At 67.3% G+C, this 14,664-nt stretch carries 13 protein-coding genes; 12 read left to right on the forward strand and 1 reads right to left on the reverse strand.

Annotation, left to right across the window (positions count from 1 at the left end; genetic code table 11):
- Window positions 1-14: 14 nt before the first annotated feature.
- The 4 genes from ACYKG1_RS10245 (at window position 15) to ACYKG1_RS10260 (ending at window position 4,639) form a co-directional block, all read left to right on the forward strand.
- On the forward strand, window positions 15-1,958 hold the full coding sequence (locus ACYKG1_RS10245) for a DUF3857 domain-containing protein (RefSeq protein ID WP_478472599.1): 1,944 nt from the start codon (window positions 15-17) through the stop codon (window positions 1,956-1,958).
- A 111-nt stretch (window positions 1,959-2,069) separates the two neighbouring features.
- Window positions 2,070-2,708 carry an outer membrane lipoprotein periplasmic chaperone LolA gene (gene lolA, locus ACYKG1_RS10250; RefSeq protein WP_478472601.1) on the forward strand — a complete coding sequence of 213 codons (639 nt, stop codon included), beginning with the start codon at window positions 2,070-2,072 and terminating at the stop codon, window positions 2,706-2,708.
- Window positions 2,709-2,901: 193 nt separating this feature from the next.
- Window positions 2,902-4,179, forward strand: a complete 1,278-nt coding sequence (locus tag ACYKG1_RS10255; RefSeq protein ID WP_014037159.1) for a replication-associated recombination protein A — start codon at window positions 2,902-2,904, stop codon at window positions 4,177-4,179.
- An 88-nt stretch (window positions 4,180-4,267) separates the two neighbouring features.
- Window positions 4,268-4,639, forward strand: a complete 372-nt coding sequence (locus ACYKG1_RS10260) for a DUF805 domain-containing protein (protein WP_262082649.1) — start codon at window positions 4,268-4,270, stop codon at window positions 4,637-4,639.
- Between the two features lie 73 nt (window positions 4,640-4,712).
- On the opposite strand, the gene ACYKG1_RS10265 is transcribed toward ACYKG1_RS10260, so the two are convergent.
- Window positions 4,713-5,087: a hypothetical protein gene (locus ACYKG1_RS10265; protein ID WP_100472236.1), complete on the reverse strand. Its 375-nt coding sequence runs from the start codon at window positions 5,085-5,087 to the stop codon at window positions 4,713-4,715.
- A 281-nt stretch (window positions 5,088-5,368) separates the two neighbouring features.
- On the opposite strand from ACYKG1_RS10265, the gene ACYKG1_RS10270 reads away from it, so the two are divergent.
- The 8 genes from ACYKG1_RS10270 (at window position 5,369) to ACYKG1_RS10305 (ending at window position 14,578) form a co-directional block, all read left to right on the forward strand.
- Window positions 5,369-6,397, forward strand: coding sequence for an alpha/beta hydrolase (locus tag ACYKG1_RS10270; RefSeq protein WP_478472602.1), 1,029 nt, complete (start codon window positions 5,369-5,371; stop codon window positions 6,395-6,397).
- 122 nt (window positions 6,398-6,519) lie between these two features.
- Complete coding sequence (locus ACYKG1_RS10275; protein WP_478472603.1) at window positions 6,520-7,896, forward strand: YncE family protein; 1,377 nt, start codon at window positions 6,520-6,522, stop codon at window positions 7,894-7,896.
- A 51-nt stretch (window positions 7,897-7,947) separates the two neighbouring features.
- The gene (locus ACYKG1_RS10280) at window positions 7,948-8,994 is read left to right on the forward strand and encodes a heme/hemin ABC transporter substrate-binding protein (protein ID WP_100472239.1); all 1,047 of its coding nucleotides are present in this window, start codon (window positions 7,948-7,950) and stop codon (window positions 8,992-8,994) included.
- On the forward strand, window positions 8,991-10,034 hold the full coding sequence (locus ACYKG1_RS10285; RefSeq protein WP_478472605.1) for a FecCD family ABC transporter permease: 1,044 nt from the start codon (window positions 8,991-8,993) through the stop codon (window positions 10,032-10,034). The genes ACYKG1_RS10280 and ACYKG1_RS10285 overlap by 4 nt, the downstream gene beginning before the upstream one ends.
- Entirely contained in the window at window positions 10,031-10,792 is a 762-nt protein-coding gene (locus ACYKG1_RS10290; RefSeq protein WP_262226512.1) for a heme ABC transporter ATP-binding protein, read from the forward strand. Before ACYKG1_RS10285 ends, ACYKG1_RS10290 begins: the two co-directional genes overlap by 4 nt.
- Before the next feature lie 64 nt (window positions 10,793-10,856).
- Window positions 10,857-11,600, forward strand: a complete 744-nt coding sequence (locus tag ACYKG1_RS10295) for a hypothetical protein (protein WP_478472607.1) — start codon at window positions 10,857-10,859, stop codon at window positions 11,598-11,600.
- Between the two features lie 415 nt (window positions 11,601-12,015).
- Entirely contained in the window at window positions 12,016-14,052 is a 2,037-nt protein-coding gene (fusA, locus tag ACYKG1_RS10300) for an elongation factor G (RefSeq protein WP_478472608.1), read from the forward strand.
- Window positions 14,053-14,305: 253 nt separating this feature from the next.
- On the forward strand, window positions 14,306-14,578 hold the full coding sequence (locus ACYKG1_RS10305) for a hypothetical protein (protein ID WP_005409616.1): 273 nt from the start codon (window positions 14,306-14,308) through the stop codon (window positions 14,576-14,578).
- Window positions 14,579-14,664: the final 86 nt, after the last annotated feature.

A 14,664-nucleotide genomic window follows, 5' to 3' on the forward strand; every position in this document is an offset into this window, starting at 1 on the left:
CAAGGAACCGACGCATGCTTCACCCCGTACCAAGCGCGCTGGCACTGGCGCTGGCAGCCTTGATGGCTGCCGGCCCGGCACTGGCAGAAACCGCCACCTCCGCGCCCGCCACGGCGCCGCCTTCCACCAGCGGCGATACCGAAGCCAGCAATAATTTCAGCATTGTCCGCTACCGCGCCGACTACCAGGTGCGGCCGGATGCGGGCAATGTGCAGACCGAAACCTACGAAGTCCTGCTCAAGACCAAGGCGTCCGTCGAGCAGTTCAGCCAGGTGCGGCTGAGCTACAGCGAGAAGATGGAGACGCTGGAAGTGCTCGGCGCCTACACCATCACCGCCGACGGTCAGCGCCGCGACGTGCCGGCTGACCGCATCTACACCCAGGAAAGCTATTCCAGCGCCTCGGCGGCGATGTATGCCGACCGAAAGGTGCGGGTGATCGTGTTCCCGAACCTGGCACCCGGCACGCGCCTGTACTACCAGGTACGCCGCACCCAGGCCACGCCGTACTTCCCGGGCTACTTCGGCCTGTGGGAAACCTTCAATGTGTTCACCGAGTACGAGGACGCCGAGGTCACCCTGAGTGCGCCGGCCAACCTGCCGATGTTCGTCGACAGCCGCGGCGTGCAGGGCAGCGATCGCCCGACGGTGAAGAACGGCCAGGCACAGTGGCGCTGGCGCTACCAGCGTCGCGAGGCCATGCCGGCACAGAACTGGTCGGCGGCAGGGTGGGAGTTCGGCCCGAACATCATGGCCAGCACCTATCGTGACTGGTCGCAGATGGGCCGCGCCTACCAGCTCAAGGCGGGCCCGGCGGCGCAGGTCACGCCGGAACTGCAGGCGCTGGCCGACCAGGTCACCACCGGCATCAGTGACCGTCGCGAGCAGGCCGATGCACTGTATCGCTGGGTCGCTCAGAACATCCGCTATGTGGCGGTGTACCTGGGCAATGGCGGCCTGGAGCCGAACAGTGCGCAGAGCATCCTCGACAATCACTACGGTGACTGCAAGGACCATGTGACGATCCTGGAGGCGCTGCTGGCGGCCAAGGGCATCGCCAGCTCGCCGGTGCTGATTGGCGCCGGTGGTGGCCCGACGCTGCCGAAAATTCCGGTGCTGGGCCGCTTCAACCACGCCATTACCTATATCCCCGAATTCGATCTGTACCTGGATTCGACTACGGCGTGGGCGCGCTTCGGCCAGCTGCCGGAAGGCGACCTCGGCGCGCCGGTGATGCGCACCCGCGACGCCACGCTGGCGCGCACCCCGGCCAACACGCCGGAGCGTAACGCCACCTCGATGGACGTGCGTTTCACCTTCGACGCCAACGGCAACCTGCGCGGCGAGACCATTCCGAAGCTGGGCGAGAACGCCGAGATCGGCATGCGAGCCCAGTTCTCCCAGCTCAACGCGCAGAACCGTGCGCGCGCTGAAGAGCAGATCATGGCCGCGTCCGGCTTCGACGGGCGAGGGCAGCTGCAGATCCAGGGCGTGCCGGTCGACCTGACCCGGCCGTTCGGCTACCGCATGGCCTTCCAGGCCGAGGACTACGCCGACTTCAGCGTGGCCGGCGGCATGGCCGTGCCGGATCCGCCGGGTGGTGAGTCGGTGCGCGGGCTGTACGCCACCGCCTCGGCGCCAGCCAACGAGACGCCGTTCTACTGCAATGCCAGCCTGCGCGAGGAAACCTATCGCCTGCAGTTCCCGACCAATGCGCCGATCATCGCCATCCCGGCCAGCCAGCGTTTCAGCAACGCCGCCGGTGAGTACCGGGTGGACTGGAGCCGCGAGGGCCAGGACGTGATCGTGCATCACCGCCTGCGGCAGAACGCGGTACGTGGCCCGGAGGCGTTGTGCCTGCCGCAGGACTATCCGGCGTTCCGCGCGCTGTATCGCGAAGTGCGGCGCGGCTTCCGTGGCCAGGTGCTGTACGGCAAGCTGCCGGGCTCCGGCGGCTGAATCGCCGATGGACGTTCAGGGCGGCATAATGTCGCCCTGATCGCCCATTCATCTTTATCCGGGCACACTGGCAACCACTTTTCCTGGCGCCCGCGCCCACAGGATTTCCGCATGAACTTCCGCTTCCGCCGTTTCCTTGCCACCACCACCCTGGCCGTGGCCTGCGCCGCCGCCGGCAGTGCCTGGGCTGGCGCCCGCGATGACCTGAAGGCCTTCACCAGCGGCCTGAAGGGCCTGGATGGCCAGTTCAGCCAGCAGGTGTTCGACAGCCGCAGCAAGGTGAAGGAATCGACCAGTGGCCGCGTGGCCCTGTCGGCGCCGCGCCTGTTCCGCTGGGAATACGTGCGTCCGCACGAACAGCTGATCGTGGCCGACGGCAAGAAGGTCTGGATGTACGAGCCGGACCTGGAGCAGGCCACCGTGCGCGAGCAGGGCAAGGAAGAGCAGAACAGCCCGCTGACCGCGCTGATCAACCCGGCGCTGCTGGAGCAGCAGTACGACGTCAGTGAAGAAGCCGCGCAGCGCGATGGCCTGCAGTGGCTGTCGCTGTCGCCGAAGCGCGAGACCGAGGCCAGCTTCCAGTACGCCGCGCTGGGCTTCAACGCGCAGGGCCTGGCCAAGATGGAAATCACCGACGCGGTCGGCCAGCGCACCGTGATCAGCTTCAGTGGCTGGAAGCGCAACCCGGGCTTCGCTGCCGGCACCTTCAGCTTCACCCCGCCGAAGGGCACCGACGTCATCGGTAATTGATCGAGGACGCCGGGCATGGCCCGGCGCTGCCTGCTCTGGCACGTGTCAACCGGCACCGTCGTGGTGGGTGTCAACCTTGGTTGACACGCTCTCGCGGTACAATAAGCACGTGCCAAGACATCGCTCCACTTCCTTCCCCGGCCCCGATCTGCTGAGTGTTGATCGGGAACACCTGCGCCCGCTGGCCGAGCGCATGCGCCCGCGAACCCTCGACGAAATGGTGGGGCAGAAGCGCCTGCTGGCGCCGGACAGCGCGCTGCGTCGTGCGGTCGAATCCGGTCGCGTGCATTCGATGATCCTGTGGGGGCCGCCAGGCTGCGGCAAGACCACGCTGGCGCTGTTGCTGGCCGAGTACTCCGACGCCGAATTCCGTGCCATTTCCGCGGTGCTGTCCGGCCTGCCGGAAGTGCGCCAGGTGCTGGCCGAGGCGGCACAGCGCTTCGCCGAAGGCCGGCGCACGGTGCTGTTCGTGGACGAGGTGCATCGTTTCAACAAGGCGCAGCAGGATGCATTCCTGCCGCACATCGAGCGCGGCACCATCCTGTTCGTCGGCGCCACCACCGAGAACCCGTCCTTCGAACTGAACTCAGCGCTGTTGTCGCGCTGCCGTGTGCATGTGCTGGAAGGCGTTTCGCCCACCGATATCGTCGAGGCGCTGGAGCGTGCGCTGGGTGACCGCGAACGCGGCCTGGGCGAGGAGGGCATCGAGGTCGCTCCCGAACTGCTGCTGGAAATCGCCACCGCTGCCGATGGCGACGTGCGCCGTGCGCTGACCCTGCTGGAAATCGCCGCCGAACTGGCGGGCGGGGAGGGCGGTCGCATCACCCCGCAGACGCTGACCCAGGTGCTGGCCGACCGCACCCGCCGCTTCGACAAGGGCGGCGAGCAGTTCTACGACCAGATCTCCGCGCTGCACAAGTCGGTACGCAGTTCCAACCCGGATGCCGCGCTGTACTGGCTGACCCGCATGCTCGATGGCGGTTGCGACCCGTCCTACCTGGCGCGTCGGCTGACCCGCATGGCCATCGAGGACATCGGCCTGGCCGATCCGCGCGCGCAGAGCATGGCGCTGGAGGCCTGGGACATCTACGAGCGGCTGGGCAGTCCGGAAGGCGAGCTGGCCTTTGCTCAGCTGGTGCTGTACCTGGCCAGCACCGCCAAGTCGAACGCCGGCTATGCGGCCTTCAACCAGGCCAAGGCCGATGTGCGCGAAAGCGGCACCGAAGAGGTGCCGTTGCACCTGCGCAATGCGCCGACCAAGCTGATGAAGGAGCTGGGCTACGGCGCCGAGTACCAGTACGACCATGATGCCGAAGGTGGCATTGCGCTGGACCAGACCGGCTTCCCGGATGCGATGGGCGAGCGCGTGTACTACAACCCGGTGCCGCGCGGGCTGGAAATCAAGCTGAAGGAAAAGCTGGACCGGCTGCGTGCCGAGCGCGAAGCGGCCAGGGCTGCAAAAGGCCGTTGACCCGGCAGCCGAGCATGGCTCAGCTCTACATTGTCCTGAGTGCGTTCATTTGGCAGACTGCGCGGCTTCTCTTTCAAGGATCGATGCCGTGCAGGAAATGATTCTGCCGTTGAAGCGTTACGCCCAGTTCGAAGGTCGTGCCAACCGTCGCGAATACTGGATGTTCCAGCTGTTCCTGTTGATCGTCTCAGCCGTACTGATGGTGCCGCTGATCGCCGGGTTGGTGATGCAGTCCGACGGCCTCGGCATCGCGTCGATCATCCTGTTTGTCGTGTTCTGGCTGGCTACCCTGCTGCCGATCATCGCCGTCACCGTGCGCCGCCTGCATGACTGCAACCAGTCGGGCTGGCTGTACCTGCTGGCCTTCATTCCGTTCGGCGGCCTGGTGATCTTCGTGTTCGCGCTGCTGCCGGGCACGCCGCAGGAGAATGTGTATGGTCCGGTGCCCGCGGGCCCCTGACATGGCCTGAGTCGAGCTTGGCTCGATGCTACAGGGATAAAGTGAAGAAGCCGGCGTTTCGCCGGCTTCGTCATTACTGGATGCTGCAATCGCCGAAGGACAGGTAGTCCGTGCCGGAACTGAACTGCAGCGTGCAACTGGCGGTGAAGGCCGCACCTTCTTCCAGTGCGCCCAGCTTGGCGGCCTGCTGGTCGTCGTCGGTGGTCAGCCGGGCCAGCACATTGCCCTGGTCGTCGCCGGCCTCGATGAGCGGCTCGCCCGCAAGGTTGCTGGACACGCCCAGCGCGACGGCGCTGAACGTCACCGTCTGGTTGAGTTCTTCCATGCCCAGTGTCGAATTGCCTGCCTCTTCATAGGCCTGGTAGAGCGCCGGCAGATCCTGCGCGGCGTGCGCGGCCAGCGGCGCAAGCAAGCCGAGGGAGAGGGCCATCAGGGTGGTGTGCTTCAAGAGAGTCTCACAATCATGGGATCCAATCCCATGCGTTCGTGGCGCGGATGAACGCGGCCTGGTCGGCGGCAGGTTGCCCACCTTCCATGGCTGCGCTGTGAACAGGGCGATCCAATGCCCCGGTGGCCGGCAAAATAGGGGAAACACTGCGTCCAGTGCAACCCGGTCGTCGCGCGCGTGATACACAGCGTGACGTGTGATCGATGTGATAATCATTCGCGTTTAAGGTAGACTGCGGTCCCTTGTGAACGGGCGGCCCTGGGCCGCATCTGCCGCCGCTGATGAAGCATTTCGTCCTGCATTCGCGCCGTGGTCCGTTGGCCCGCGGCCTGGTCGCCTTGATGATGGGTCTGCTCCTGGCCACTCCGTACGCCCATGCGCAGCAGCGCAATCCGCTGCAGAAGATCGGCCACACCGTGCTCGACGAGCCGGCGGCCAGCTATCGCTTTGAACAGTTCGTGGTGAACAGCCCGGACCAGCAGCGGCGTTGGCGAGTGAACCTGGCGATTCCTGCCAAGGCCGCCAGCGCGCCATCCCCGGTGCTGTACGCGCTGGACGGCAATGCCGTGGCGATGGTGCTGGACCAGCCACTGCTGGCCGAACTGGCCGCGCGCAAGGCGCCGCCGGTGCTGGTGCTGATCGGCTATGACAACGACCTGCGCATCGATTCCAAGGCGCGCACCCGCGACTACACCGCGTGGATCGACCGTGCCGACGATGAGAGCGGTACGAGCCAGGCGGTCGGCGGTGGTGCTGCCGCGTTCCTTGATGTGATCGAACGCCGCATCAAGCCCGAAGTCGAGCGTCGCGCACGCATCGATACGCAGCAGCAAGCGCTGTGGGGCCACTCGCTGGGCGGGCTGTTCGTGCTCAATGCGCTGTACACCCGTCCCGCCGCCTTCCAGTCCTACCTGGCGGCCAGTCCGTCGCTGTGGTGGAGCCAGGGCGCGGCGCTGGGCGATCCGGAGCAGCAGTTCGTGCAGAACGTGCACGGCCAGCCGGCGAAGCTGTGGCTGATGCTGGGTGGCGCCGAGCGTGTCGGTGATCGCGGCAAGCGTGACATGAACAACCCGCGCGTGGTCGCGCACCTGCGCCGCATCGGTGGCGCTACCCCGGACGCGGCAATGCAGTTGTCCGGACGGCTGGGCAAGGTGCCGGGCCTGAGCGTGCAGTACCGCGAGTTCCCCGGCCTCGGCCACGGCCCGATGCTGCCGGCCTCGTTCCATGCAGCACTGCATGAGCTTTACGGCGTGACCGATCGCAGCGCTGGCGACGGCGGCCCCAGTGGCGGTGACAACGCCACCGAGTGAATCCCTTCGCACGCCTCGTCGTGCGACCCCACTACCCAGGCGAGGCTGCCGATGTGCAGCGGCCCAGGCAACCGATGAATCCCGCGCTACGTGGCGCGGCCTACGTGTGCAAGGAGCCTTCCATGTCGTTCCGTCCGTCTTTCCGTCTCACTTCCCTCGCTGCCGGCCTGTTGCTGGCCGCGACCGCCACCGCACAGCCGGTGTTCGATCAGCCGGCCAACGCCACCTTCAAGGGCCAGGTGGTCTCACGTGGTGAGAATGTCGTCCCCGGCAGCACCGCGGACGTCGTTGGACGCGGTTTCGTACCGGGCCAGAAGGTGAGCCTGCTGCGTGGCGACAGCGTGCTCAACACGCAGCCGCTGGTGGTCGATGCCGATGGCAACTTCAAGACCCAGCTGAGCATTCCGGCTGATGCCGTGCCGGGCACCCACCCGGTGGTGGTGCGCGCCAGCCAGCCGGCCGCAGCCACCGTGCTGAAGCTGCGCGTCTCGCCGCAGCTGCCGCTGTCCGGCCAGGCGCAGTTCTCCACCCAGTCCAGCAAGTTGGTGCCGGGCCTGTACCAGTCCGCCTACAGCGCCGCCAGCAATGCGGTGTTCGTGACCTCGGCGGTGGGTCGCCCGCCGGTGACCCAGTCGCAGCTGCTGAAGCTGGACCCGAAGTCGCTGAAGGTGACCAAGGCGATCACCCCGGCGCCGGTGCCGGGCAGCACCAATGGTGCGGTGTATGCGGTCTACGGCGTCGGTGTGGATGACACCAACGGCAACGTCTGGGTTACCAATACCCGCCAGAACTCCATCGCGGTCTATCGCCAGAAGGACCTGTCGCTGGTCCACCAGTTCCCGGTCGACGCCGTTCCGCACGCGCGCGACGTGGTGGTCGATGGCACCCGCGGCAAGGTGTTCGCCTCGGCCACGGGTGAGGACCACCTGTCGGTGTTCGATGCGAAGACCTTCAAGGAACTGCCGGCGGTGACGCTGGAATCGGGCGTGGATGACGGCAAGTTCACGCCGATGAGCCTGGTGCTGGACGAGAAGGGCGGCAAGCTGTTCACCGTCAGCATCGGCACCCCGGAAGCGGCGGTGATCGACGTGGCCAGCGGCAAGGTCGAGAAGGTCATCGACCTGGGTAATTCGATCAGCGCCTCGGGCGTGGCCTTCGATGCGGCGCGCAACCGCCTGTACGTGGCCTCGCAGGGCACCGACAACCTGCTGATCGTCGATGTGGCCGCCGGCAAGGTGCTGCATGACGTGCCGGTCGGCGCCGGTGCGCTCAACGTTGCCTTCGATGATGCTTCCGGCCTGGCCTATGTGAGCAATCGCGGCGCCGGCACCGTCACCGTGGTCAACGGCGACGGCAAGGTGGTCGCCAACCTCGATGGCGGCACGCTGCCGAACCATGTCCGTGCCGATGGCAAGGGCAACGTGTTCGCGGTGAACAAGTCGCGTGGCGCCGAAGACCCGAAGGGCGACCGCATCACCCGCATCACCCCGAAACAGTAAGCCACACGGCAGGGCGGCGTGCGCGTCGCCTTGCCAGCAAGGAGAACGAGCATGAACATCGCGTCCCGTCTGCGCCTGTGCGCACTTCCGCTGGCTGTTTCGCTGGCATTGGCCGCCTGTGGCGGTCCGTCGGCGCCCTCGGACACCGGCAAGCCGGCTGAGCCTGCCGCTGCGGCCGCGGCTGGCGACGTTGCGTTGCCGGCTGGCTGGCAGCGCGTGGCTGGCACCGACATGCCGGCCGTGCGCGACCAGAAGGCCGTGCTGCCGGCCACGGTGCATTCCGATGATGGGGCCGACGTCGAGGTGGCCGATACCAGCCGCATCATCGCCGGCGGTGACGACGTGATCGCGGTGATCGAAGCGCTGGGGCTGGACAAGCAGGTGTTCGCCGCGCCAACCAACACCACCACCCGGGCCGGCCTGGCCGCGCCGCACCAGTTCCTGTTCAATCGCACCACTGGCGTGGAGGGCGTGCTGAGCCTGCAGGGCTCGCTGTTCCTCGGCAACAGCCTGCGCCGGCACACGGAGCTTGCAAAGAAGCTGCGTGAGGTGGGCGAACCGGCGGTGGTCATCGATGACCTGCAACCGGCGCCGGACAAGGTGCGCAAGGTCGCCGCCGCACTAGGGCTGGCCGAGGCAGGGCAGGCGCTTGCCACGCAGGTGCAGCGTCAGCTCGACGAGGCTGCAGCGATTGGCAAGGGCCTGGGCCACGCGCCACGAGTGATCCACGTTTCGGCCACCGGCGCCGGTGGCTCCCCGACCGTGGCCGGTGCGGACAGTGCGTCGGCGCAGCTGATCGCCCTGGCCGGCGGGGTCAACATCGGTACCGAGGCGGGAGTGAAGAACTACTCGCAGCTGAGCAATGAAGGTGTGGTCGCGGCAGCGCCGGAGGTGATCCTGGTGACCGAGCATGACCTGCAGCTGTTCGGTGGCGCTGAAGGCCTGTGGAAGTCCTACCCGACGCTGAAGCAGACCCCGGCCGGGCAGGCCAATCGGGTCTGGGTGATGCCGGATGTGCAGCTGAAGTACACCAGCGTCGGCTCCGGTGCCGGTGCGCTGGCGCTGGCCAAGGCCCTGGCGGCGTTGCCGAAGGCATGAGTCCGGCGGATCGGCGCCGCCGTCGCGGGCGGACGATGTTGCTGGTGGCGCTGCTGGCACTGCTGGGGGCAGTGCTGGCCTCGTTCGCCGTGGGTCCGTTGCGGTTGCCGCCGCTGGAGGTGATGCAGGCGCTGGCGGTGAAGCTGGGCCTGCTCGATCCTCAGGCGGTCAGCAGTCGTGACCTGGCCGTGGTCTGGCAGCTGCGCATCCCGCGCGCCCTGCTGGGCGCGATGGTCGGCGCCTCGCTGGCGATGGCCGGTGCCAGCCTGCAGGGATTGTTCGGCAATCCGCTGGCCGACCCCGGCATCGTCGGCGTCAGCCAGGGTGCTGCGCTGGGCGCGGTCGCCGCCATCGTGCTTGGCGCTGCCGGTGCGGCCGGCTGGCTGGTGCCGGTTGCAGCCTTCGGTGGTGGTGCACTGGCGATCGGCCTGACCTATGCGCTGGCCCGGCCCGGCAAGGGTACGGGCAACGCTACGCTGCTGCTGGTCGGCATCGCGATGGCGGCGTTCTGCTCGGCGCTGATCGGCTTCCTGACCTACATCGCCAGCGAAAGCGAGCTGCAATCGCTGGTGTTCTGGCAGATGGGCTCGCTGGCGCGCGCCAACTGGGCCGACGTGGCAGCGGTGGTACCGTTGTTTGCGATTGGCGTATTCGCGCTGCAGCGATTGGCTACGCCGCTGGACATGCTGGCGCTGGGCGAACGCCAGGCCCAGCACCTCGGGCTGGATGTCACCCGTACGCGTCGCCGCCTGGTGGCGTTCAGTGCGCTGCTGGTGGGCGCGGCCGTGGCCTTTGCCGGTTCGATCAGTTTCGTTGGCCTGGTGGTGCCGCACGTGGCGCGCCTGCTGGTCGGCCCGGGCCATCGCTGGTTGCTGCCGCTTTCCGGGCTGCTCGGTGCGTTGTTGATCGTGGTGGCCGACACCGCGGCTCGCACGCTGGATCCGCCGGCAGAGATTCCGCTGGGCCTGTTCTCGGCAGCGCTGGGTGCGCCGTTCTTCCTCTGGCTGGTGCTGCAGCAGCGCCGCAAGGCTGCGCCATGAGCGTGCTGTTGAAACTGCACGAGGTGGTGGTGCGCCGCCAGCAGCGCGAGATCCTGCATGGCATCTCGCTGGCGTTCGAACCGGGTACGGTCACCGCGCTGGTGGGCCCGAATGGCGCGGGCAAGTCCACGTTGCTGGCTGTGGCAGCCGGTGACCTGCGCGCCGACGTGGGCGAAGTCAGTCTGTTGGGCAGGCCGCTGGCCACCTACAAGGCCGGGCCACTGGCACGCGAGCGCGCGGTGATGCCGCAGGAGCACGGCGTGCGCTTTGCCTTCAGCGTGGAGGAAGTGGTGGCGATGGGGCGGCTGCCACACCCGCCGGACCCGGCAGTGGATGACGCGCAGGTGGAAGCAGCGATCGATGCTGCCGAACTGCAGGCGTTGCGCCTGCGTGAGGTGCAGCAGCTGTCCGGCGGCGAGTCCGCCCGGACCACGTTCGCGCGCGTGCTGGCCCAGGACACGCCGCTGCTGCTGCTGGATGAGCCGACCGCCGCGCTGGACCTGCGCCACCAGGAACGCACCCTGCGCAGTGTGCGCGCCTGTGCCGAGGCCGGCGCATGCGTGATCGTGGTGCTGCACGACCTGAACCTAGCCGCTGGCTATGCCGACCGCATCGTGCTGCTGGAGCAGGGCAGGGTGGCGGCTGATGGCACGCCGCTGCAGGTGCTGACCGAAGACAACCTGCAGCGGGTCTACCAGCAGGATGTGGTGGTGCTGGAGCATCCGCGGCGCGGGGTGCCGCTGGTGGTGGTGACCTGAGCATCAAGGTACTCCGCCTGGCGACGTATCATGCGCGGTTCGTTCTCTTCAATGGACTGATGTGATGATGCGTTTCTTCCTGCGCGGCGCCTTCGTTGCCGCAATGACCGCGGCTGCCGGTGGTGTAGCTGCTGCACCAGCAACGTCCATTTCGCTGGGTGACGCCACCGAGCGGGCATCCCTCATCGAGACGCGCCGCTCCGCCGGCGATGGCGCCGCAGTGTCGTTGATGAACACCCGCTATTACGCCAGTGGCGAGATGCAGTTCAGCTGGGATGGCCAGCAGGTGCTGACACTGTGCGAGGGTGCGGTGTATCTGAAGTTTCCCGAGGGCAGAACGGTGGCGTTGACCGCAGAGCAGCGCCAGATGTTCGCTTACCAGGCCATGTTGTCCAGCCTGGCGGCCATCACTGCCGTCGGCGCCGCATCCGGCGAATCACTGGCTGTGGCGGCCGATGGCAGCGAGCTCCGTAGCGCGGGGGAAAGCCCGTGGGCCTATGGGGTAGAGCGCTTCGAGGTGACCACCCAGCGTATGCCGGGCGGCGCGATACGCGTGCGTTCCCGAAAGACCGAGACCGTGAACACGACGCCCCCGGCGAGCCCGGACGACAGGTTCAGCACCGAAGACGACCAGGCGGCACGCCTGTCCGAGCTGGCGCCGGTGGGAAGCTGGACCGAAGTGGTTGTCCATGAGGGGCCGAGGCTGCCGCAGGTGGATCCGGCGATGTCGTTGAAGGGATGGACCTCGATGGGGGACGACCGGGCTGCGACCGTGGCTGAGGCCCGCAAGCTGCACGAGTGCAAGTAAGGCAGGGCAGGGGTCAGAGCCCTTTGCCGTGGCAAAGGGCTCTGACCCCTTTCATTGTCGGCCTCATCGTTCCATTTGTGTGTGCAATATTCACTTGCGCACCAGATTGGCAGGTCTAGAATGCGCCCCATGAACCGGATGCCGCTCCTGAAGTTTTTCACCCTGACCCGCGCAAGCGCGGAACGGGCGTGTCTGCCTGGAGCCCCACGAGGCCGTTGAGACGGCCATCGCTGGACCTTCTACAGAGCGCCCTCCGGGGCGCTCTTTTCGTTTCCGCAGTTCCATTCCCCGTAACCCGATGTACCGCAAGGAGAACGTGCCATGCACCAGATCGCCGAGACCGAACGCTAGCCGCGCACCCTGTCGCCAACCGGGGTGTGCGGCCCCCGAAGTTGGCTTTGCAGGAACCTCTCTCATGAACACCCAAGTCCTCTCCCGCCGTCGCAACCTTGGCATCATTGCCCACATCGACGCCGGCAAGACCACGCTGACCGAACGCCTGCTGTGGAAAAGCGGTGAGATCCATCGCGTGGGCGAAGTGCACGATGGCAATGCGACCACCGATTTCTCGGCGATCGAGCGCGAGCGCGGCATCACCATCGGCGCCGCCGCGGTACAGGCGCAGTGGGCGCCGCGCGACCTGCCGCCGCATCGGCTGACCCTGATCGACACCCCGGGCCACATCGACTTCGCCATCGAAGTCGAGCGTTCGCTGCGCGTGCTCGACGGTGCCGTGGCCGTATTCTCGGCCGTGGATGGCGTGCAGCCGCAGTCGGAAACCGTGTGGCGCCAGGCGCGGCGCCATCGCGTGCCGCTGATCGCGTTCGTCAACAAGATGGACCGCGTTGGTGCCTCGTTCCAGCGTGTGCTGGAGCAGCTGCAGGACAAACTGCAGGCGCGGCCGTGGGCGCTCGGTGTGCCACTGGGCAGCGAAAGCGGCTTCAACGGATGGGTCGACCTGGTCGATGAGCGCGTGCTGCGGTGGCAGGAAGCCGCCGTGGCGACGATCACGCCGTGGGACGACGCGGCGCGCACCCTGTGGCAGCCGCACCGCGACGCACTGGTCGAGGCCGTGGCCGACCACGACGAACTGCTGGCCGATGCCTGGCTGGAAGGCCGCGTGATCGATGCCGAACTGCTGCGCGCGGCGATCCGCCGGGCGACGCTGGCCGGTGCGGGCGTGCCGGTGCTGGCCGGTGCCGCGTTCAAGGACAAGGGCATCGAGACGCTGCTGGATGCGGTGGTCGATTACCTGCCTTCGCCGCTGGATCGCCCTGCCGTGACCGCCGAAAGCGAAGATGGCGACGTGGTGTTGCCGCCGGATCCAGGCGGTCCGCTGGCCGGCCTGCTGTTCAAGATCACCCATCAGCAGCACGGCGCGCTGAGCTTCGTGCGGCTGTACTCGGGCACCTTGAAGGTGGGCGACGCCGTGGCCAGTTCGCAGCATCCGCAGGGGCGGCGTGTCAGCCGCCTGGTGCGGGTGCAGGCCGACCAGACCCACGACATCGAACAGGCCGTGGCCGGTGACATCGTGGCGGTGCTGGGCTGGAAGGACGCGGTCAGCGGTGAAACGCTGAGCAGCCGTGCGCAGCCGCTGCGCCTGGAGAACATCCAGGCACAGGCGCCGGTGCTGGCCTGGCGGTTGGAGCCTGCACGTGCGGCCGACCTGATCCGGATGGCGCAGGGCCTGGCCAGCCTGGCCCAGGAAGACCCGTCGTTCCGCGTCGAAACCGATCGCGACACGGCGGAAACCCTGGTCTGGGGCATGGGCGAGCTGCACCTGGAGGTGATGGTCGAACGCCTGCGCAGTGAATGGAAGGTCGACGTGGGTGTGGGTTCGCCGCGCGTGGCCTACCAGGAGACGCCAATGCGTGCGATGACTGGCGTGGTCGGGCGGCTGGTCAAGCAGACCGGCGGCCAGGGCCAGTTCGCGCATGTGGTGCTGGATGTGTCGCCGCGCGAGGATGGCCAAGTGGTGTTCAACGACCGCATCGTCGGTGGCGTGGTGCCGCGCAGCTTCATTGCAGCGGTGGAAAAGGGCGTGCGTGCCGCGCTGTCGGAAGGCCCGCAGGGACATCCGGTGGTTGGCATCGAGGTCAGTCTTGTCGATGGCCAGACCCATGCCAAGGACTCCTCGGAGATGGCGTTCCATCGCGCCGGTGCCGAGGCGATCAAGGTCGCGCTGGCAGAGGGCGGCACGCAGCTGCTGGAGCCGGTGATGGCGGTGACGGTACATTCGCCGTCGGCATCGGTGGGGGATGTGGTCGGCGACCTCAACCGTCGCCACGGCCGCATTGCCCGCATCGACGACCAGGACGGTCGTGCGGAGGTCAGCGGCTTTGCGCCGCTGGCGCAGCTGGTGGGTTATACCACCTCGCTGCGCTCGCTCAGCCAGGGACGGGCCAGCAGCGAGGCGCATCTGCACGGCTACGAGCCGGTTCGCACGGCATGAAGAAGGTGAGGGAGCCCGTTCGCGGGCTCCCTTTTTTCGTGTCGGCCGGTTCCCGTATCCACGCATGGCGCGGATCTACCGGGTGATCGGGTTGCGGGCTCTGCAGCAGATCCACGCAACGCGTGGATGCCGTTCTCAGGGGGTCCGCTTTTTGCACTGCATCGCAACAAAACTGCAGAAAAAGCTGGATTAAAGTGATGCCTCACGATAAATTGCGCACCCCCCGTTGCTCGCCGCCGCCCGCACCCTGCCCATGCGTGATGACAAAGACCCCGGAACCCTGGAGCTGACCTTGCCGCGCAAGCGCGGTCGTCCGCCCAAGTTCGGGTACGCGATGAGCGATGCGCAGCGGGCCGCGCGCTACCGTGCACGCAGGGCGGGGCAGGCCAACCATGCCGACGTGCGCTCCTGCAGCGACATGGTGCTGCTGGACAAGATCCGCGCCGCGGTGAGTGCGCGCGACACCGAGCTGGCCGGGTTCCTGGTCCACGTGCTCTGGCAGCGCTACCCCCTGCAGCTGAAATAGTTCGCCGGTGGGGTGGCCGTTGTCATCGAGCTTGTTGATAATGCGGGATTCAGGTTGTTCCCGCTGGCGTGCCCGGGATGGCAGGC

Source organism: Stenotrophomonas sp. 85239_Sma (genome assembly GCF_056481725.1).